The following is a 22092-nucleotide window of genomic DNA, read 5'->3' as shown; positions in this document are numbered from 1 at the left end:
ATTAAAATTTAGCGTTAGATAATTCTTCAAGTGAGTTTGTAATCTCTTCAGTTAGCGTCATATGAATCTTTTCAGTGTCACTCAGTGATGCAAGCAGTGCTGAAACTCTATTTGGAATATTAAGCAAATTATTACGGACAACTCTTGCTACATTAAATGCTTCGCGCTTTACTTCCTCTACTGCTACAAGTTCACCAATCTCAGCTTTTGCCTTTGCCTCAAGCAATTTGCCACGTTCCATTTCATTTTTTATTCGCGTTTTAAGCAACATCGTGGAAAGTTTTTCTCCGTTTTCTGAATAGTTTTTTCTTCTCAGTGGTTGACTTGGATCTCTTATTGCTGCCACTGCTTCATTTGCTTGTTCTCTACTTACCAAACCATCCTCCAACTCAACTATTCCTTTTTTTACTAAATAACAGACATATTGCTTTGAAAATCCTTGTTCTCTTGCCCATTCTGTTTGCGTTATCTTTTCCACTTTTTTTGCCCCTTTATTTCTTCTTGAATTTGTGCAAAAGTTTTGCCAGTACCGGCTAAAATGGCATCTCTTCTGGTATATATTTGCCAACGTTTTATGGTTACATCTACAAATTTTGAATCTAGCTCTATTGTCCTACAAATTCTTCCTGTTCTCTCACATGCAATCAGTGTACTTCCAGAGCCGCTAAATGGATCAAGAACTATGTCTCCAGATCTACTACTATTAACTATTGCTCTCTCCATTAGCTCTACTGGCTTCATTGTTGGGTGCAGTGAGTTATGTATTGGCTTATCATAAAACCATAGATCACTTTGATTTCTTCCTCCATGCCACTCACGTTTATTGCCGCTTTTCCATCCATAGAGCATTGCTTCGTATTGTCTTTGATAATCTGATCTACCTAGCGTAAAGTGATTCTTTGCCCAAATGATAAATGTTGACCATTTTCCTCCTGCCTCCTCAAATGCTTTTTGCAACGTTGAAAACTCTGATGATGATATGCAGATGTAAATTGCACCTTTCGTATATGCTAAAATATGGGAACAGATGTCATAGAGAAAAAGTTCGTACTTTTCACCTTGATTATCATTTAATATCTTTTTGTCTTGGCTATTACCATAATCAACGTTATATGGAGGATCACAAACAGTAATATCTGCCATTTTACCATCTAAAAGCGCTTTATATGATTCAACTACAGAGCTATCACCACAATAGATTCGATGATCACCTAAAATCCATAGATCACCTGGTTTTGTTATTTCTACCTTTTTGTCATCAATAGCTAAGTCAGAAAGATCTTCTTTTTCACCATCAAAATCATCGAGAAACCGTTGAACTTTTTCCAATTCAAATCCTGTCATTTTAAGATCAAACTGCAAATCTTCTAGCTCTTGAATTTCTACCTTTAAAAGATCATCATCCCACTTTGCCCAATTAGCTGATTGATTGGCAAGTAACCGAAAAGCTTTAGTTTGTGGTTCAGTGTGTCCAGAGAAGGTGAAGATGTTCAGTGGGAGTCAGACCCACCAGGATAAAAGTCGGAGTCCTGTAGCTAGGGTAGCAATGTGGAGGGAAACCAAAATGTTGAAGCCTACCGACAACGTTATCGTAGGATAATGGCGAATTACCAGGCCGCAGTGAAAACGAACACATGGGTGGCCCCGGAAAAACTCTAAGTACTAAAGGCCGAGCCCACTGAACCAGGGCGAAAGCAATATAGGAGGCTGAAACACGAATGATACAGCATACCTACTTTAGCGGGGTGATAGTGGCAGCATGGTAATAAGGACATATAAAGCAACTGGAGAAACCCTCCTCATCCCAAGGAGAAAAACCTTGGAGTGGTAGGTTCTATAACTGGAAAACAGGAAATGAACCGAAGATGAAAGGGTGGCGGATGGGTGTGTAGTAGCGAAGAAGTGGGGTAACGCCCATGGAGCAAAGGCACCCTACTAGTAGAGATCTTTTAACAAAAGGAAGGTAAAGGTAAAAATGACAAAAATGCCAATAAAATTACAAGACCTGAGAAGAAAGATATATATCAAAGCGAAAGCAGAACCGGAATGGCGATTCTGGGGAATCTATGTACACGTCTGCAAGATGGAGACACTAGAAGAAGCATATAAGCTAACAAAGAAAAGCAATGGGGCACCAGGAATTGATGGGGTAACATTCAAATCGATAGAGGCAGAAGGCTTAGAAAAGTATCTTCAGCAAATAAGACATGAACTAATAACCAAAACCTATAGCCCAAATAGGAACCGGAGAAAGGAAATACCAAAAGTTGGGGGAAAACTCAGAACGTTGAACATACCCTGCATCCGGGATAGAATAGTGCAAAGTGCACTAAAGCTAATAATTGAACCGATATATGAATCTGACTTTCAGGACGGATCATATGGATATAGACCCAAGAGAAAAGCGCATGAAGCAGTAAGCAGAGTAGCGAAAGCAGCAATCAAAGGCAATACAAAATGTATTGATGTAGACCTGAAATCCTATTTTGATAACGTACGACATCATATTCTCATGGAGAAAATTGCCAAGAGAATAAATGATAAAGAAATCATGCACTTGATCAAGCTAATCCTTAAGGTAGGAGGAAAACGAGGAATAGCGCAAGGGTCGCCGATCTCACCGTTGTTGAGCAATATATACCTCAATGAGGTAGACAAAATGCTAGAGAGAGCAAAAGAGGTGACCAGGGAAGAAAAATATCAACGTATAGAATACGCCAGATGGGCAGACGATTTAGTGATACTGATAGATGGGCACCAGAGATGGGAATGGCTCGAGAAATTAGTGTACAAAAGGTTACAAGAAGAATTAGCAAAACTAGAAGTAAGTGTAAATGAAGAAAAGACAAAAATTGCCAATCTAAAGAGAGGAGAAACATTCGGCTTTCTAGGATTTGACTTTCGAAAGAAAATTACAAAACAAGGAAAGTGGAGAGTACAGATAACACCACAGATGAAAACACGAACAAGCCTACTTCAAAAGTTGAAGAAGGTATTCAGTAACTATAAATCGCAACCAATAAGGAGAGTGATTCAGATCATCAATCCAATATTGAGAGGGTGGGTAAACTACTTTAGAATAGGAAACTCAAGTCGAAGCTTCAGCTACGTTAAACAGTGGGTAGAGAAGAAAACAAGACGCAATATGATGCAAGCCAGAAAAGCAAAAGGATTTGGTTGGGAAAGGTGGAGTAGCGAATGTATATATGAGACCCTTGGTCTATATTCGGACTATAGAATAAGATATTACGTTCCGAAAGCCTTACCAGCACAATATGTTATAAACTTTGGTAAGAATCTACTAGGAAAGCGTAGTGCGGGAAATCCGCATGCTGCGTTTGATGAGGCGGGAATTGGAAACGTAAACATGGGAATTTTGGATTGAGGACCAACATGAAAATAATGGATCAGCCACCAAACCCTAAAGAGGCGCGCCAGTTCTCGACCCTACTAAATAGCGGCAAAAAACGTGTTGTTGTGCAGATTAGAGAAACAGCAGTGGGAATGCCCTCGCAGACTGTCATTGCTGAAAGCTATATTGAGCCAAAAGATATAAAGATAGATGGCATAGCAACACGTATTACTTGGTTACCAGTGTTTTGCCATGCAGGACAAGAGTATGCAATAGTTCTACTCACTGATGATGCAGATACTGCAGTAAAAATAGCAGAGCTTGGCAAATATGATGCAGTAAATAGCCGTTGGGTAACAAGTCAGCCATATCAAGTAGGAGTATTACTTTCATCTAGCAACGCAAGTACTTGGACACCACATCAAAATTTAGATCTAACTTTTAGGCTTTTAGCAGCGAAGTTTACTGAAAATTCTCACGTTATTGATCTTGGTAAAGTTACTGCAAACAATACTTCAGATTTAATTGTTTTGATGAACGTCGAAAAAGTAGCATTTGATACCAATGTGGAATTTATCTTAACAAATGAAGAGGGAAAAGAGAACTTTTTGTCTGATAATTTGCCGCTCGCGCTGCGTGAAAGATTATCTGGAGAGCTAACAGTAAAGGCAAATTTAAAAGGGTCAAAAGAAAAAAGTCCAGTGCTATATCCTGGGTTACAGCTAGTTATGGGTAATATAGGGGAAAAAGGAGATTATGTTACAAGAAGTATTACAGCAGGAGCTAACACTAAAATCACCATAACGTATGATGCGCTAATACCTGGCACTGCAGATGTAAAAGCATATGTGCAGAAAAGCGTCGAAGAATGGCAGCTAGTAAATTTAACCTCGGGAAAACCAATAGGGGAAAATTGGGTAGAGAGAACTCATGTACTAACAAACTTTAATGGCAATGAAACAAGAGTAAAATTAGTTTTAAGTGGAACGGTTGTCTATCGTCCTAAAGTCAAAAATCTACGAATCATTATCACTTAGCAGAATGTCAGATGATAAAACAAGCAGAGGGTATCCACTGCCTCATCCAGAGAATATTGCAGTGGAAGATGTAGTACGTATTCGAAGAGCTATAGAAAAAATAGATGAAGATATGAGTGAGAGAGAAAATGAACTTAAAAGTAATTTTGAACGATTTAGATTTGAAACTTTTTTGAATTTTTGGGAATGAAAGAAGCGATATACCAAAGGATAAAGGATTTAGCAGTAATTAGCACACCTGATCAACTGGCATATCTTGCAAAATCTCTGGAATTGATAGCAGATAAAAAAGCTATTGCCAACGTTGTGCAAATGACTGAAGTAAAAGAAATAATTGATGCACTACAGAGAAGGCTTAAGGATTTAGCAGCAAACAGTACGCCAGATCAACTAGCATATCTTGCTAAAGCACTGGAATCAATAATCGGTAAAAGTTCAGTTTCTGAAATTGTACAGATGACAGATGGTAAGTTAAATGAACTTTTAAGCGCTGCAAGGACGCACTTAAGCGACATAAACAGCAATAAGGAAAATTCAATATCTGCAATAACTGAAGCGAAAACAGATTCTGTCAATGAAATTAACAAGCTTAGGGATAATTCCTTAAACACTTTAAAAGCATCATCAGATTCACACATATCGCTACTTGATACGAGAAAGAATGCCAATATTGCAGCAATAAATAGCATTAGTAACAGTCATAAAGATGGTCTTAAAGGTTTAGTAGAAGATTTTCGTGCTGTTAATAATGTACCACCTGGCTCATCAATTATAGGAGAAATAGAAACTCGAATTGAAAACATCTCTAATGAGGTAAAAACTCGGGATGAACAGTTAAAAGCGTCTCTTATAAATGAAATAAGAAAGCGCAACATGGTTGAACCAGGGTCATTACCTTTCTTATTTGGTGTACTTGGAAGAAAAAATAATTACTTTGGCCACGGAACTTTTACGACAGAGCTTGGAAAGTGGAGTAGTGATATAACAAAAACTGACTATATGTTACAACTACTAGCAGGTAGCCATACGTACAATACAGATTACGTTAGTTTTTATCGGCCAAGACAACTAAGTTTTATAGAGGGAAGCAAGGGAACATTTATTTACGGAGAGTTATGCACAAAAAGCTTCTCGGGTAGTTATGATGAGATATACTATTACCCATATGCTGCACTTGGAGTAGTATTTATAAAAAATACAACCAATGTGAACATAAATAAAGCAATAGAATTTGTTGGATCATCGTATTCGAGTACGGAGTATGGGGGAGCAGGATTATTTGTGGGAACTCCTGATAACACTAATTCTAATAAATCAAGTATTTCAAAAATAGTATGGAAAAATGTTTACCAATACACGAGTTCTGATAGCAAGTTAGCTGGATCTGGTAATGTGGAAATTCCAGCAGGAAAAACAGTTGCAACATTACTTTACACATCATCTTACCTATGTTCCAGAACACAAGTCAGTCAAGGTATGCTTGCATCAAATTATGTATACAACTATGGTCAATTTATTCAGTGGGGGATTTATAACATACGTAGCAATGTTCTAACTACAGGGCTTGAAGTGGACGTAGAGAGAACGCTAAAAGCTTGGCAATGTCCAGGATTAGAACGAACTGATCAAATATGGCAATGAGGAGGAATTTGTGACTATTTATATACGTTTTGAAAACCACAAGCAGATTGAAACAACAACACTTGAAAACAAGCCAACTGGAAATGATTGGTATGAAGCGCCAAAAGATTTTGATTGGCAAAAAAGTTATTGTTTAACAGAGGGAGGAGAAATTGCTCAGCGAAATCAAGAAGATATTGAGTTGGAGTTACTTGAAAATGCGAAGCTTTCTGCACTTTCTAATCTTCGTGCTTATTATGATAACTATACTCACCAATACGCAGGGCATTCTCACCAAAAAGCTAAATCTTATGAGATTCAAGCGAAAGCCGCAGAGAACATTTTAGCAGTACCAGAATCTATGAATGAAAAGGATGCGGAAATTATAGAGCCATTAGCAAAAGTCCGTGATATTACAGTTATCGAAATGGCAAGGATAATCGAGGAAAAAGTGAAAAAAGCAGTAAAAGCAATAATTAAATGTGAAGAGCTTGAAGATTTGGTCAAAAAGAAAATTAAAGAAGCCAAAAGCGAAGGAGAGCTAGAGGCTTTGCTCAATGATTTTAAACAAAGAATGCAAGAAAGTTAAAAAGAAAAAATGCCAGAAGAATTTTTACACGGAGTAAATGTTATTGAGATAACCTCAGGGGCAAGAACAGTACATACAGCTAAATCATCAGTGATAGGTGTAATTGGTACTGCATCCGAAGCAGATGAGCAAAAATTTCCACTGAATAAACCAGTACTGATAGCAGGAAGTTTAAAGGAAACAGCAAAGCTTGGAAAGAGTGGCAGTTTACCTTCTGCAATAAATGGAATATTTTCCCAAATTGGTGCAACAGTAGTAGTTATTCGAGTTGAAGAAAGTGAGAACAGCGATCCAAAATTAAAAAAAGAAGAAACGCTGAGAAATGTAATTGGAGGAGTTGATAAAGAAACCGGAGAATATCAGGGAATTGAGGCATTTCTCAGTAGTGAAAGTATAGTCCATGTTGCGCCAAGAATATTAATTGCACCTCAGTTTACTCATCAGTTACCTGAAATAGATGGAGTAAATTCAGTAGTGAGTGCTTTAATTTCCATAGCAGAAAAATTAAGAGCAATTATTGTTGCAGATGGACCAAATACCAATGATGAAGAAGCAATAAAGTGGAGAAAAAGTGTAGGCAGCTCAAGAGTTTACGTAGTTGATCCATGGGTGAAGGTACTTATTGAAGAAGAAATCTTGCCATCGAGTCCATTTGTAGCTGGTTTAATAGCTAAGATAGACAGCGAGCAAGGCTTCTGGCAGTCACCTTCAAATAAAGAGATAAACGGTATTGTTGGAACAAGCAGGCCTATTGATTTTACGCTCGGTAATACAAATTGTAAAGCAAACCACTTAAATGAAAATGAAGTAACAACGATAATTCATCAAAATGGCTATAGGCTTTGGGGCAATAGAACATGTTCAAATGACTCAAAATGGGCTTTTTTGTCAGTGAGAAGGACTGCAGATTTAATCAATGATAGTTTACTTCGAGCTCATTTATGGGCAGTTGATCGCAATATTACCAAAACTTATGCAACTTTGATCCTTTCCGCTTTTCTTACTTTTTCTTCACAAATCCGTATGCCTTCAAACAAAGATTTTATTAGTGCATTACGTAGTTCTTGACTTTCAATCTTTTTGTATTCTTCAATTAAATTCGGTAGTTCATTTTCTACTTTACTACCTTCCTCTATTAGCAGATCTGTAATATTAATCGATAATGTTTCTGCTATTACATATAATTTTCCCAGTGGAGTAGCTACACGTCCTTGTTCATAGTTGCTTATTTCGTGACGGGTTGTATTCATTTTCTTTCCTAAATCTTTTTGAGTATACTCTTTTACTAGCCTCCATTCTTTTATCTTCCTTCCTATTTGGCAGTAAATAGAACCAACTTTTTCTTCAACACATTCATCAGCAGAGAGACTGATTGTTTTTGCAATAACATCAACAGAAACTCCTGCTTCAACCAAACCCTTTGCAATTTTTACTTTCTCTGCTTTCCTACTACTTTTTTCACTAACTTGGACAAATTGGGTTAATAAACAAAACATCTTACGTAACTCCTGATCATTAATCTTTTTATATTCTCTTACTAGATTTAATATTTCTTCTTCCTCATCTTCAAGACAGATTTTTTCATTTGATACAGGAATAAGATCGGTAATACTGATTGATAGTGCCTCAGCTATAGCATATAACCTTTCAATTGAAATTCTACGATTCCCTTTCTCATATTGCAGTATTACCCAGTATTTTACACCAATTTTCTCAGCTAAATCTTTCTGAGTATACCCCCTCTCTAACCTCCAACTTTTCACTTTTTCCCCTACTTCATAGTCTAGAATTTTTTCCACGCAAAGAACCATACATATAATATTTTCTACTATAGCTCAAAGGCTCCAGATATAACGGTAGAAAAAACCTCTGGAACCTTAAAGTTTGCTGTAGACGCATTAAAGTTCCCTAAAGGTTTCTTTACTACCTCCACATACCCTATTTACCCATGAAGACAATACTTCATCATTGCTAATCTCTTTTATAGCATACTTTTCATTCCATATGCCACATCTAGTGAAATTACCTCTTTCTACCACTTCCTTAAGCTTCACTCCCCCAAAGAGGCAATTTTTTCCAATTTCTTCGCCTCTTTTTTGTAACTCAGCCCACATTTCCTTGTTTTCTACTCTGACTTGTACTTGATCATATTTTTTTACATCGTGGTACAATATAATATTTAGCTTACCAATGCTTGTAGGAAACTCTAATATAATAGAGCTTTCATCTGACATATCGATATAGTTTCTTATACCTCCCTTCTCACTTTTAACCTCAACTGCATCATTGCCAATTTTTAAAATATTAATTCCTAACTCTCTCAGTATTTTGGCTACCTCTACCTTGCTATCCCCAGAAAATTCTATATACGATGTTGTATTATCTATCTCAACATCTATTAATTCTCCTTCTTGCATAGCATTTTCGCCAGCTTTCTCTAGTTCTTCTAGTCTCTCATCTATCTGTGGCTGAACTTCTGGCTGTAGCTCATTATAGATTTCACCTATTAGTTTATTCTGCAATAAAGTATCATGAAAATCTGCACCACTTAGCATTAATTTACGCATTATCTTTTTTCGATCAGTCTTATCAAATTTATGAAAATGTGTACCCAATACTACATACTCTGCAATGCTCCATTCCCCATCGTTATATGCATTTATTCTTGCTCCAGAGGCTAGTACTTGGTCTATAGTTTTGTGCAATTCATTTACGTTTTTTGCCTCTACCACTTCACTTTTAAACCAGCTCAACTTTTCGCTTTCGCTTATACTTGGCTTTATTTTTTGCAAAGCTGAAGCAAATGGATTTAACCCTTCTGGATAATCTGCTTGATTACTCAAAGGTTTTGTGCCATAAATATAGTCAAATCCTTTCCCATAGTTGATTTGGTTTTCGCGAACTTCTCTACAAGGGAAAGGTACTACTTCTTTATCTCCAAGCTTTTTAGCATTATTAATTTTGCTTACAAAGGTGGATTGCTCCTTAGTACGACCAATTCCTACAATAGCATTTAACATCTCACCTTTTGATAATCTATCAAGATCAACGTTTAACTCGTAAACACCCCCCTCTTTATCACTAAAAGGTACAATTATTTTATTATTCATATTAGCCTCCGCTATTAAATATACTTTCTAAGTGTATAGTTATTATACACTGTATTACTTATTATAAATTATAGTGAGTAGATTTGCAAATACTTTCTGCTATAACAATCCGTTTTCTCTAAAGCTAAAATAGCCACCACTTGTGATGATAATGTGATCAAATAACCTAACGCTTACAGTACTACATGCTGCTGCTAAGCTCTTCGTTACTTCTTGATCTTCTTCTGATGGTTCTAAGCGTCCCCCAGGATGGTTGTGTGACATTATTACTAATGTTGCATTCTTTATTAATGCTTTTCTTATAATTTCCTTTATGTATACTGGTGCTTTTTCCATTTCACCAATATAGGATTCTTCTCCAATTAGTTGACGCCTTTTATTCAAGTACAGTATTTTTACACATTCCCTCTCTGCATGACCTATACTTACGTTTAAGTACTCTACTAGCCCTTGTAAGTCCATTATTGGCTCACTCTTAAGCTTTTCTTTCAGTACCCTTTCTAGTGTTTCCTTAACACACATAATCATTGCTACTGCAGAATCAGTTACTCCTTCTATAACTTTCAGGTCATCCATTTCTCGGCCTAAAATCCTTCCTACTCCCGTATAAGTGTTCACCAGATTTTTAGCAATTTCTTGAGCTTGTGGTCTTTCATGTACTGCACTTAAAAACGTTTCCATTATTTCACGATCAAGTAGTGCTTTGCCTTTGCTTTCTAATATTCTGAATTCGATTTCTTCTTTACTTTTATTCATATAATTTACCCTTCACTAACAACAAACTTTTTTTAAATATTTACTGCTGTTTTTTTATCAGCATTGGCATAGAGCCATAGCTTTCGAGTGAAGTCAAATCAATTTTTCAATCTTTTTTACTTATTTTTTCATTAAGAAGTAAAAATATTAATATATAATGATTTTTTATTTTAAATTTGTTGAATTTCGTTCAAAGAGATGCCTACCGCTTGCAAAATAATATCAACAGAAATTCCTTCTTTTACTAAATCTTTTGCAATTTTGATTCTTTCTTCTTCTCTAATTTTCTCCTCACAAATTTGTATGCTTTCAAACAGAGATTTTATTAGCGCATAGCGTAATTCTTGACTCTCAATTTTTTTGTATTCTTTTATTAAATCAGGTAGCTCACTTTCTACTATCTCATCTTCCTCTATGAGCAGATCTGTAATGCTAATTGATAATGTTTCTGCTATTGCATATAATTTTTCCAGTGGAATGGCCACACGTCCTTGCTCATAGTTGCTTATTTCATCACGTGTTGTATCCATTTTCTCAGCCAAATCCTTTTGAGTATACTCCCGTACTGCCCTCCACTCCTTTATCTTTTTTCCTATTTGGTAGTAGATAGAACCCGTTTTTTCTTCAACACATTCATCAGCAGACAGACCAATTGTTTTTGAAACAGTATCAACAGAAACTCCTGCTTTAATAAGACCTTTTGCAATTTTTACTCTCTCCGTTTTTTTACTATTTTTCTCACTAACTTGAACAAATTTGGTTAGTAAACAAAACATTCTACGTAATTCCTGATCATTAATCTTTTTATATTCTCTTACTAGATTTAGTATTTCTTCTCCCTCATCTTCAAGACAGATTTTTTCATTTGATACAGGAATTAGGTCTACAATACCAATCGACAATATCTCTGCTATAGCATACAACTTTTCAATCGAAATTTTACGTGTTCCTTTTTCATATTGTAGTACTACTTGATACGTTACACTGACTTTCTTCGCTAAATCTTTTTGAGTATATCCTCGCTTTAACCTCCAGTTCCTTACTTTTTGTGCTATCTGATACCTTATTGAGATGTTTGCCATAAATATTATACATGTTAATACTACCAAACAAAGATATACAAAAACTTCTATGTTTGCATTTTAGTTGAATATTTCTTCAGAATTGTGTATAATTATTAATGCTTTTTAGGTACTCTTGCTATGGCTCTCTCGAAGTTTCTGGATCCCAAGAATGATGTCGCATTTCGCCGTATCTTTGGCACTGAAAAGAATAAAGACATCCTCATTCACTTTCTCAATGATATTCTGGGTTTTACTGGCAAAAATGAAATAAAGGATATAGAGTTTTTAAGTACTATTCAAGACCCTGATATTGCCTCTAAAAAGCAAAGCATTGTTGATGTATTATGTAGAGATTCCACGGGGGTGCAATGGATTATTGAAATGCAGGTCGCTAAAACCAAAGGCTTCGAGAAACGTGCCCAATACTATGCTGCTAAAGCCTATTCAAGACAAGCCGATAAAGGTGATCAATACCAGGACCTTAAGGAAATTATCTTTATTGCTATAGCAGATTGTATTTTATTTCCTGATAAGTCTGAGTACAAATCAAAGCATACTATTCGCGATGAAGATACTAATGAACGTGATCTAAAAGATTTTTACTTTATATTTATTGAGTTGCCTAAATTTCCAAAAACAAAAGAAGATCAGCTTTCAAGTATAGTTGAAAAATGGGTCTACTTCTTTAGATATGCAGATGAAACTAGTGAAGAAGAGCTAGAGAGAATAATAGGAAGTGATCTAATAATTAAAAGAGCGTATGAAGAATTAAATAGGTTCAACTGGTCAGAAAAAGAATTTATAGCCTATGAACAAGAGATAAAGCGTATTCGTGATGAACAGGCTGTCCTCGCTCAAAAACTCGATGATGCCACTCAAAAAGGTAGACAAGAAGGTAGACAAGAAGGCATCCAAATCGGCCATGAAAAAGGCAGAAAAGCAGAGAAAATTGAGGTTGCAAAGAATCTACTTAAAGCAGGAGTTTCTATTGACATTATAACTCAAACTACTGGTCTTTCTGTTGATTATATTGAGAAAATTCAAGAAAAGAAGTTTTAGCCATAACGTTTTTTTATTAAACCCTCTATTCTGGTAATTTTAATATTGCAATCCATTCTAATTTCTGTATAATGCCTTTTTTACATGACACTGTTAATACTTAATAGGGGGGATAATGCCAACACAGAAAGAGCTTCGGGCTACGATGTCCAAAAAATTACAGGAAGCTATTAAACATCCAGATCCAGCAGTTGTTGCCGGGAGGAAGTCAGCTATCAAGAGATGGGTGGGAGTCCTTCAAGATAACTTTATGGAGCACATAAAATACTTTAAGGGTGATAAGTTGAAGTTTTTGCACAATGTATTTCAAGATGAAGGTTGCTGGTCAGGTGTAAGGTTGGATAATGCTGCTTTAGGTCAAAGGTTTACTGAAGAAAAAATAGGTGGAATAGATAATCCACTTCGCAAATATGAGATGGCTTGTAGTTACTGTGTAGTGGATAAAATTCATCCTCTCTTTCAAAAAAGATTTGAATCTTATAGGAACAAGTTTCCTCCTGGTGCATTTGATGGTAAAACTGAAACTGAATTTGGCAAATACGTACGAAACTCGTTACTAGATAGCATAAAGAGGAAAGGTCCTGTATTTGATTTCTGGATCGATAGAGAATCTGGGGAATTAAAGAAGTATGATGCAGTAGAAGGTTTTGACAGTGCTGTAAAACTTAAGTGGAGTGAAGGGGTAGAGTATTTTTATAATCATTTAAAAGAAGAAGATAAGGAAAAGAAGCTCACAGAAGCTATTCTTGCTCTTTCTCGCGTTCAATCTGTTGAGAAAGACGCCCCTATTTTAGATTTTTGTGTAAATAAGATAGTCGATAAAGATACTCTTTTACAGAAATTATCACAGAAAGATAAAGGAGTATATTCCCTTTTTGCTGAATTAATAGAGTCATGTTTTTTTGATACGGTTCATGATTTGGTACAGTGCTGGTGTTATAAAGAAGTTTCAGCAAGAGGAGACTGTTCGGACAAAATATTCTCACAGCGAGACTATGAGCTTTTTCTTTCCTCTCTTTCAGATGTGATGTTGAAAAATCCTGAATCAAATGTTCAAGCTAGATCTCTTATTATGGAATTTTGGGAATGTGGTAGCTTGTATCAATACAGAAAAGCTGCTGTTAATACTTCTAATTATACAGTTCCTACAAGTGGTGTATTTGCAGAGTTAATAGTCAATTGGAGACGAGAAGACATTTATAAGACTGATGAAGAAAAAGAAATAGAGAAAAAAGAAATATTAGATATGATGTCATTTGCCAAAGATTGCTTTCCTGAAAAGTTTGAGCTCTTTAAAAAACTAATAATAAGAGACCTTAGATTATGCGGTAGGGAAGGTAAAAGAGTAAATGTAGATTACGGTCTGTTTGCAGAAGAATTATTCTCTGAGTTAGAGAAAACAATTTTACCACCTGGTCCTGTAGGTGATGGTCCTTGCAGTAATTTGCGATCACGATCTAAAGCTCATGGTAGTAAGAAAACAACTTTGCCAGTTGATGATAGTCCGCAGTCTGAGCTTGGAACTCCTAGTGTAAGTGGTGTTTCTTCTTATAAGAAAAAAAGCGTCTTTACGCTTAGTGGTAATAAGTAATCCACTTATGAACTCTTGGTGTTTCTGGTCGTAGTAAATAAGGGGTATTTTGTATGAGTAATGGTGATGGACTTATTAGGAGTTTGGTGGATGGAGATCTTGAAGGATTCAGACAAGGATTTGAATCTTTTTTAGATCAATGTCCATCTTTCTTGTATCATGTAAGTGCAGGTCGTTTCCTTCCTGTATTCTTTTTTAGTATGTTTTCTACTGCACATGATGCTAATATCTTAAATGCAAATGAGAGAGTCTATTTTCGTTTTGATAACCATGGTGTTAATCCACGTAATGGTGAAAATCGAAATACGGCAAACCTAAAAGTTGCTGTTTATCGTGACGGACAGCAAGTTGTCAGATGCTACAGTATCTCTGATCGTCCTAATAGTGATGGGTTGAGGTTCAGTACAAGGGAGAGAAATGCTCTAGTACAAGAGATTAGACGGCAAAATCCAAATTTAAGGGAAGAAGACCTAAATTTTGAGCAATACAAAGTATGCATGCACGGAAAGGGCAAGAGTCAGGGAGAGGCAATTGCAACGGTATTCGAGGTAATTCGTGAAAAAGATCGTCAAGGTAGGGATAAATTTGCCAAATATTCAGCATCTGAAATCAATCTTATTAGACGGCTCTTAGGAGATCACAGACTAACAATTAAGGAAATAGAAGGAAGACAACTCAATCAAAATCAGCGTAGACAACTTGGTAGGTTGGTCAATTTTGCGCAAGTAGCACAGGGTCAACAAGGAATTGATAATTTTATGGAAATGCTAGCGAGTGATAGAAGACAAGATGTAAGAGATAGAATACGCAGAGAAATTTTGCCATACATAACTGACATCTATAATAATTACAGACAAGTACTGGAAAATAATATTGAAAATCGCAATCAAAGATTTGAGGGTCACGGGTTTTTATTAGGTTTCTTAGCAAATTTTAGTCATCGCTACACAATAGGCATCGATCTTGATTTATCTCCTAGAAACACACATGTTGCATTTCTTGTACGTCATCAAGCAGAAAGAGAAAATATTCCTATTGTTATTAATCTTGCTATATTTGACACACCGTCAGATGTTACATTAAACTGTGCCATAGGCTACGCTGGAAGGTTACACACTTCTTCATTTATACCTATCCATACTGAATCAAGAAATACTGTCTGTGTTGGATTAAATTTTAATTTAGATCTAGATCCTTTTAGTGTTGATACAGTAGAACTTCAACAGGATAGATTTCCTTTAGTACAAAGATTATTTGAGTGTTTGGAGAATGAAGGCATTAGAGAAAATGTTAGAGATTTCTTGCTTCACCATCTTCCTGCTGAAATACCAAGAAATGCAGAGAATTATAATAGAATATTTGATTGCATAACTGGCTTTGCTTTTGGAAGTAGTGCTTTTGATAGGCACCCTTTAGAACTAGAAGAGGAAGACGAAGCACCTATAACAAAGTACATATTTAGACATGGTGATGAGGGTTTAAGATGTTTAACTATGGTCTTTCATGCTGAAGGTTCTGATATAGTTATACTTCATATTAGAGCTCACGATGCGCAACAACAAGGAGCCATCAATTTACAGACTCTTAATGTTAATGGAAATGATGTTCATGTGTGGGAAGTTTCATGCACACTTAATAATCAACTTGAACTAGATATTGATCTACCAAATGACCTTGGTTTATATCACGATTACCAAAATAATAATGCAAATAATTTTCTTGCTGGTGATCTTGTACAAGTGCCCAATACTGAAAATGTACATAATACTTTAAATCAAGTTGTGAATGATGGCTGGAAAAATATAGCTCAGCATAGAGGATTATTTCAAGAGATCTCTGGAGCATTGATGCCGCTTGTGGATACAATAAATGTTAATAGTGAGGATAAGTTCCGTTCTATACTACATGGTACATTTTATGCTAGTGATAATCCTTATAAAGTGCTTGCTATGTATAAAGTTGGTCAAACATATAGTTTAAAAAGGGGGCAGGAAGAAGAAGGAGAAAGGGTAATACTCACAAGAATTACAGAACAGAGATTAGATCTTTTATTATTAAGACAACCTAGAGAGAATGACCTAGATACTCACCCAATTGGATATGTGTTAAGACTTGCTAATAATGCAGAAGAAGTAGGACAACAGCAAAATGATGCGAGACAAGAAATCGGAAGACTTAAGAAACAACACAGAGGATTTATACCTATTACTTCTGGAAATGAGGTGGTTTTGTTTCCTATTGTGTTTAATAGAGATGCACGCGAAGCAGGTAATCTTATACTTTTCCCAGAAGGGATAGGAAGAGAAGAGTATGTACACAAGCTTGATCGTCATGTTCGCGGTTCAAGACCAGGAGGATTAGTGGGACCTGAAAGTGTTATTGATGAGAATCCACCAGAAGGTCTATTATCAGATCAGACTCGTGAAAACTTTAGGCGTTTTTACGAAGAAAAAGCACCAGGACAAAATTCGATTTTTTTGCTTGATATAGGCGACAATCTACATGTTCCGTTTAGTTACTTGCAAGGTACTAGAGCACAGGTAATAGAAACATTAAAGTCAAGAATAAGGGGAGGTGGTACTCCTACAGCACAAGGAATATTACAACAAATAAATGCTATCCTTCGTAGAAACAACGCTCGTGAGATAGAAGATGTGCATGATCTACTTGCACTAGACTTTGCAACAGATAATCAAAATTATCGTTATTGGCTACAAACTCATGACATGTTTTTCGCTGCACAACAATATACTTTCTATGATGATCGATCTAATCCAACTAATAATCGTCATGATTTTACAATAACTTCAGTAGGAGTCGATGGAAATCAAAATGATCCAACAGGTAGGGGCTTATTAAGTAGTCACATAGCTAACTTTAAACAAAAAGTAGATTCGGGTGAAAAAGATAGATTAATTGCTATTATTAATGTAGGTAATCGTCATTGGGTTACATTAGTTATTGTACACCAAAATGGAAATTATTATGGGTATTATGCTGATTCACTTGGTCCAGATAGTGGTATTGACAATAATATTCGAGGAGCTTTAAGAGAATGTGATATTAACGATGATAATGTCCATAATGTTTCCGTTCATCAGCAAACAGATGGCCATAATTGTGGCATATGGGTATACGAAAATGCTAGGGATATTAACCAAGCTATTGATCAAGCTTTACAGGGAAATAATAACTTTGGAGAGAAAGGTGAGGGTATTATAGGTTATATACGTGGTCTTCTTAGTGTAGGCATTGGAAATGACACTAGACAATCTCAAAGAAATGAACAATACTTTAAAAATCGGAGAAGAAATATTTCACAATTATTCCAAAATGATCCTCTATCTTCTCCTAGGGGTAGACTGATTCAAGATCATCCAGGAATTCAACATGAAATTGATCCATTACTATTACAATTTTTAGGACTCCAATACCCACAGCGTGGAGGTGGAGGAGCATTACAATTAGGCGGAGAAAGAGTGATATCAATTGATTTTGGTAACCCGCAGTCTGCATTAGATAAAATTGATGGAGTGAGTAGAGTTTATAACCATAGCAATAGTAGAGGTAGTAGGTAGAAGTTAATAGGTGGATGAAGTTTTCTTTACTCTATATTTACGCATTGGTTGTAATCGGTCTTCTAGGTTGTTTCTGCATATTTTATCTTACTATTACCCACAAATATAAATGTTTGTTGCGTAGCTCTTAATGGCATAACTTTTGCTTGAAATAACTGTTTATATGGTGCAATTTACAGCTTTTAGTTGCTAAAATTATAACTCTTAGTTTAATAATTTTAATCCAATAAGCTTTCAGGTTAATAAAATTAAATTATTTGAGTAAATACAATACTATGTTTTTATTTGTGGGTAATAGTAAGATATTTTATGGTGGTGTTTATTAACAATAATATAGAAGACTATTATTAAGACTCTTGTCCGTAAAGCACCTTCATTTGCTCCTCTCATGAGAGTGATATTTCCTTCAAATCAGCTAGTTTTAGATGCTGAGGTTGTGTGCCGTTTAAAATGGCTTCCTTAATTTTGGGTATCAAATAATTTAAACGTAAGACCCATTGTAAAAGATAAGATTTAATTTGAAAGAAAAATTGATGTGGTTAAAACTTGACCTTGCGCAGTATAGGAATATTTTTTATAAAAAGAACAATATCGATTTGAAATGTAAAATTATCATAAATTTTTCTTTTTATTCTCAAATGAATTACTATTAATTCAGTAAACTATATTATTAATATCTCAAGTAAATCAACCATTTTCAGCGCTCAAAACCAAGTGCGGTGAGAACAAGTTTTTTTGGTATGGATTGGACTACCGCTTGATTCGTGCGAACTTTTTTATATGGTGATTTTATTATACGCTAAAATTAGCTATATTGGCTCACTTTCTCTAAATCTGCGTACGAACTGGCTTGCCTAACTTTGTTGCAAAAATTCCAGGCTCTTATTTTCATAACCCTGTTTTTGTGCAACTTATTCTCACAAATATACGTACTTTTTTAGATTTTTGGACAAGTAAATAATTAAATTGTTGTTGCTACTAGTTATTGCAATATTTTACCTAAAAAATGCTCATTCAAAAAATATTGCTTGTATCGTGGAAGGCGGAGAGATGGATGATAATGATAGCCTATTTGTCAAGGAATTAATGATTTGCTTGGCAAGATTATTGTTTGGCGCTATACTTAATTGGTTATTAATAGGAGATAAGATATGGTTAATCAAACTGACTCTCTAGATTTAAGTTGTGTTAATTTGGGCACAGAAGAAAATCAAGAAATAACCAAAGATCGTCGCTATTCTGGAGATTCAGGCATCGAAGAAAAGGAAGAGTTTGAAGTTTTAGATGGCGAAAATCAAGAGATACAAGCTAATCTATGTGATACACTCCCTGAAGATCTGAGTCTAGAGAATGCAATACTTACAAACTTTCCTGATGGTTGTGATAGATCATTTACTGTAGAGTCGAAAGATGAAGATTCATATGACATTATTCCTAAAAATTTAACTTTAACTAAAATAATAAATATCTTAAATCAAGCTATAAGGGAAGATGATTGTGAAGAATTAGACAGGGTTGTACAAAATATTGAAAATTATGAAGGCAGGTCTATTATTCTGGATAATGTAAATTTAAAGAGTTTTTGTGAGCAACAACTTAACTTAGATTTACGAGGTAGAAGCGATCACCAGCATATATACTCAAATATACTATCACAGTATAATTTTGATCAGGAGAATTTCAAGTGTGATTATTTAGTAAAAGAATTGGTATTAATGGCAATTGCAGCTAATAATAAGCTGATAGAACAATATCAGGGCATACTTTTTGCTGAAGGAAATTTGAGTCTTTTACCTTTACTTGTTGGTGGTCAAAAATATATTGAAGCTTTTATAGGAAAATTCCATGGTACCGATTGGATTTATAGAGGATTAAAAGATCAAGCCATACAATTTATTGAACCTAATAAGATTGGCTTCTTCTCAGCTATAGCATTAAGAAAAGAACGAAATTTATTAGACACAGTTTTTGTTGAATTCATCTTAAAAGATCTTGAACAAGTATTAAAAACAAGTAATCCTGATCCTTTGTATGGTGTGCTTGAAACAGCATCTCTGATCGAAAATGAAGAATTTATCGTGATAGTGCTAGGTGCGTTTGAAGGATATATTAATAATCCGGATAAAAAAGATCTGTTAAAAAACAGTTTTGTTACTTTGTTAGAAACTGCGATAAGCCAAGAACACATATCTGTCGTTGAATACTTGTGTAAACGATACACTAATAGTGCAGATCGTGCCATTTATAATGTATATAAACAAGCATTTACAGATGATAAAGTTATTACAATACTAAGGCAACAGATCCTGAAAAACATAGGAACTCGTGGCAGAAAAGAAATTTATGATTTAATTCTGAAAACCGCATTGGATGCTGGCAATGTTACATTTATTGAGTACATATGCAAAGAATGTGCTGAAAGCGTCAATGATGTTATTAATTATCTTGATCATAAACTTAAAAATAACGAATTTGATGAAACATATGAATCGGTTCTAGTTGCATTGTCTAATATTGAAAACATAAACGTTATAGTCAATGCACTTTCTTACACTAAAAAAATCTATCAAAACGTATCACATAAGCAAGTAGTCAGGCAAGCCATACGGAATATACTGAGAAGTGCAACACACTACTCAACAGGCCAAGAAGATTACTCCTTAATCAAGAAAGCATGTTACTTATACACAGAAGAGGGTGCAATTAACGTAATTTTTCAAGAGGAGTGTGGGATTTTTAAATCTAGCATAGAAAAGCGCATAGAAGACCTGGAAAAGGAAAAAAAATTATTACAATCTGAAGCTTTACGTGAATATAATTACAGCTATTTGCCAGGTATTGTAAATGGATTAGCTCAGACTGCTTACATAGCATATGATGAATACACTAAAGATCCAAAAAACAATAAACGTCAAAAGAATATTAATCTAATATTCAGTTTAATGCAAATTAGAAATATTCTACAATTTTCCATTGATGTGCAAGAATGTTCCTGTCATGAACGTCAAGATTTGTGGGATGAAATGTACCAAACTCCTGGAACTTTTATAATACGAAAAAGAAGTAATAACGTTGCAGATGAATTAGAAATTCCAGTTATAACAAAAGATGTTCTTACACAAAAGGGAGAAAGTGATATACTAGATAGCATGGTGGTTTCAATAATGGGGCTTATAAGTGATAATTTTAAGGAGGATAGAATGCATAGTAGTGACCAAAATACAAGAAAAGAGTTGTCTGATGCTATCTTCAGTCTTGATTCTCAAGCAGTAAAATGTTTAGTAGAACGGATAAAGCAAGAGGGCAATAATGCAGAACGAATCATTAATTGGGCTTTGGAGAAAGCTGATGAGACACAAGTTGGGAAGAAAGATCAAGAGTCTAAAAATAAGATTAAAGAAATCAGAGAATTTCTTACAGTAGAAAGTAAAAGTATTGGTGCTGCTGCAGGTAGCCAAGAAGTCCCTGTGGTAGAGCTTAAAGAAAGTGAATCAGATTCACCGAATTCTGAGGATGATGGTTATTCTAAGCTTGAAAGTGATAAGTCTGCTGGGGATTCTTCAGGTTCTAGTATTAATTATCCATTTGAAGAAATTAATGAAGTAGGAATATCTGTAATTGAAACAATAGGGTCTGTAGCTACTGCAATAGCGTCAAAAATGCCTTCAATGGCCACTGAAGAATCTAAATCCGAGCCTGATAACCTAAATGACGAGCAAGATGATCAGCAAAATTTAACAGTACCTACAGTATCAAGTTCTGTAAGTGAGGATGTTTCGACATCTAGAAGTGATGGAAAAGAGTCTGTAGTAATTACACAAGGCAGCCAAAATGATGGTGAACATGATAAAGTCATGCCTGAAGAGCACCAAGATGATGCTGCTATGCAAAACACGCAACCAAAAACTTTAGTTGTTGACAGCAAGCCTAGCAATACAGGTGTTGAGGGTGATGAGAAAAAACAAGCTCTTGTTCAGCCTACTGAACCTGTGTCAAAAAATGCTCAAGGCAACAGCAAACAACCTAGTTATCCAAACAAAAACAACCCTGCTCCACAAGATGCAAAAAGTAAGTTGCCTGTGATAGCTGCTTCTATGTTAGCAATAACCGGAGTTGCTACAGGAATAGCTATTGCAGTTTATTTAGAAATGTTAGCAGTGGGAATAGCAGTTGGAGCTTGTTGTCTGGTTGCCGCTACAATTGTATATTGCCATAGCAGGCCTTCAAGTTCCCTTGAAAATAGCAATGTTCAAGAAAAAATAGCGAGAGATGTTACTTAAATATTCAGTGATTCCATAATAATTCAGAGATTCTTCTAAATAGATTATCTTATTTC

General features: G+C 35.3%; 16 protein-coding genes and 1 pseudogene. 11 read left to right on the top strand and 6 right to left on the bottom strand.

Translation table 11 applies throughout. The features are described 5' to 3' along the window. Position 1 precedes the first annotated feature (1 nt). Positions 2-478 carry a hypothetical protein gene (locus ONG78_RS04990; protein ID WP_264377802.1) on the bottom strand — a complete coding sequence of 159 codons (477 nt, stop codon included), beginning with the start codon at positions 476-478 and terminating at the stop codon, positions 2-4. Next, positions 466-1464: pseudogene (locus ONG78_RS04985) on the bottom strand (DNA-methyltransferase); the annotation flags it as partial. The pseudogene ONG78_RS04985 and the gene ONG78_RS04990, both read right to left, overlap by 13 nt. Before the next feature lie 511 nt (positions 1465-1975). On the opposite strand from ONG78_RS04985, the gene ltrA reads away from it, so the two are divergent. From ltrA to ONG78_RS04955, 6 genes are read left to right on the top strand one after another with little or no spacing between them, the layout of a single operon-like run. Next, positions 1976-3385: a group II intron reverse transcriptase/maturase gene (gene ltrA / locus ONG78_RS04980; RefSeq protein ID WP_264377598.1), complete on the top strand. Its 1410-nt coding sequence runs from the start codon at positions 1976-1978 to the stop codon at positions 3383-3385. Between the two features lie 8 nt (positions 3386-3393). Continuing rightward, the gene (locus tag ONG78_RS04975; RefSeq protein ID WP_264377826.1) at positions 3394-4389 is read left to right on the top strand and encodes a hypothetical protein; all 996 of its coding nucleotides are present in this window, start codon (positions 3394-3396) and stop codon (positions 4387-4389) included. Between the two features lie 4 nt (positions 4390-4393). Next, the gene (locus ONG78_RS04970; RefSeq protein ID WP_214303306.1) at positions 4394-4579 is read left to right on the top strand and encodes a hypothetical protein; all 186 of its coding nucleotides are present in this window, start codon (positions 4394-4396) and stop codon (positions 4577-4579) included. Then, on the top strand, positions 4576-6030 hold the full coding sequence (locus ONG78_RS04965; RefSeq protein ID WP_214303305.1) for a hypothetical protein: 1455 nt from the start codon (positions 4576-4578) through the stop codon (positions 6028-6030). Before ONG78_RS04970 ends, ONG78_RS04965 begins: the two co-directional genes overlap by 4 nt. Before the next feature lie 10 nt (positions 6031-6040). Then, positions 6041-6598 carry a hypothetical protein gene (locus ONG78_RS04960; RefSeq protein WP_264331029.1) on the top strand — a complete coding sequence of 186 codons (558 nt, stop codon included), beginning with the start codon at positions 6041-6043 and terminating at the stop codon, positions 6596-6598. A gap of 9 nt (positions 6599-6607) precedes the next feature. Further along, the gene (locus ONG78_RS04955) at positions 6608-7666 is read left to right on the top strand and encodes a phage tail sheath subtilisin-like domain-containing protein (RefSeq protein ID WP_264377825.1); all 1059 of its coding nucleotides are present in this window, start codon (positions 6608-6610) and stop codon (positions 7664-7666) included. On the opposite strand, the gene wmk (ONG78_RS04950) is transcribed toward ONG78_RS04955, so the two are convergent. The 4 genes from wmk (ONG78_RS04950) to wmk (ONG78_RS04935) all read right to left on the bottom strand — a co-directional run bounded on the left by wmk (ONG78_RS04950) (position 7570) and on the right by wmk (ONG78_RS04935) (position 11546). After that, positions 7570-8409 (bottom strand): WO male-killing family protein Wmk, encoded by an 840-nt coding sequence (wmk, locus tag ONG78_RS04950; protein WP_264377824.1) that lies wholly within the window; start codon positions 8407-8409, stop codon positions 7570-7572. The two genes, ONG78_RS04955 and wmk (ONG78_RS04950), sit on opposite strands and share 97 nt — an antisense overlap. 87 nt (positions 8410-8496) lie before the next feature. Beyond that, positions 8497-9708: a hypothetical protein gene (locus ONG78_RS04945; RefSeq protein WP_264330458.1), complete on the bottom strand. Its 1212-nt coding sequence runs from the start codon at positions 9706-9708 to the stop codon at positions 8497-8499. Between the two features lie 99 nt (positions 9709-9807). After that, positions 9808-10464, bottom strand: coding sequence for a JAB domain-containing protein (locus ONG78_RS04940; protein ID WP_264330402.1), 657 nt, complete (start codon positions 10462-10464; stop codon positions 9808-9810). Between the two features lie 170 nt (positions 10465-10634). Then, positions 10635-11546, bottom strand: a complete 912-nt coding sequence (gene wmk, locus ONG78_RS04935; protein ID WP_264377823.1) for a WO male-killing family protein Wmk — start codon at positions 11544-11546, stop codon at positions 10635-10637. A 120-nt stretch (positions 11547-11666) separates the two neighbouring features. On the opposite strand from wmk (ONG78_RS04935), the gene ONG78_RS04930 reads away from it, so the two are divergent. The 5 genes from ONG78_RS04930 to ONG78_RS04910 all read left to right on the top strand — a co-directional run bounded on the left by ONG78_RS04930 (position 11667) and on the right by ONG78_RS04910 (position 22036). Further along, positions 11667-12587 carry an Rpn family recombination-promoting nuclease/putative transposase gene (locus ONG78_RS04930; protein WP_264337290.1) on the top strand — a complete coding sequence of 307 codons (921 nt, stop codon included), beginning with the start codon at positions 11667-11669 and terminating at the stop codon, positions 12585-12587. A 145-nt stretch (positions 12588-12732) separates the two neighbouring features. Beyond that, positions 12733-14178 carry a cytoplasmic incompatibility factor CifA gene (locus tag ONG78_RS04925; RefSeq protein WP_319606848.1) on the top strand — a complete coding sequence of 482 codons (1446 nt, stop codon included), beginning with the start codon at positions 12733-12735 and terminating at the stop codon, positions 14176-14178. Positions 14179-14231: 53 nt separating this feature from the next. Then, the gene (locus ONG78_RS04920) at positions 14232-17756 is read left to right on the top strand and encodes a cytoplasmic incompatibility factor CifB (RefSeq protein WP_019236548.1); all 3525 of its coding nucleotides are present in this window, start codon (positions 14232-14234) and stop codon (positions 17754-17756) included. 972 nt (positions 17757-18728) lie between these two features. Next, a complete protein-coding gene (locus ONG78_RS04915) occupies positions 18729-18932 on the top strand; it encodes a hypothetical protein (RefSeq protein ID WP_264377822.1) in 204 nt (67 codons plus the stop codon). Further along, positions 18908-22036 (top strand): host RNA manipulator TomO, encoded by a 3129-nt coding sequence (locus tag ONG78_RS04910; RefSeq protein ID WP_264377821.1) that lies wholly within the window; start codon positions 18908-18910, stop codon positions 22034-22036. The genes ONG78_RS04915 and ONG78_RS04910 overlap by 25 nt, the downstream gene beginning before the upstream one ends. The last annotated feature ends 56 nt before the right edge of the window (positions 22037-22092 follow it).

This window comes from Wolbachia endosymbiont (group B) of Philonthus cognatus (assembly GCF_947179345.1).
Taxonomy (GTDB): Bacteria; Pseudomonadota; Alphaproteobacteria; order Rickettsiales; family Anaplasmataceae; genus Wolbachia.
The sequence above is the reverse complement of the archived record's forward strand: the minus strand, read 5'-3'. Positions and strand labels throughout refer to the sequence as shown.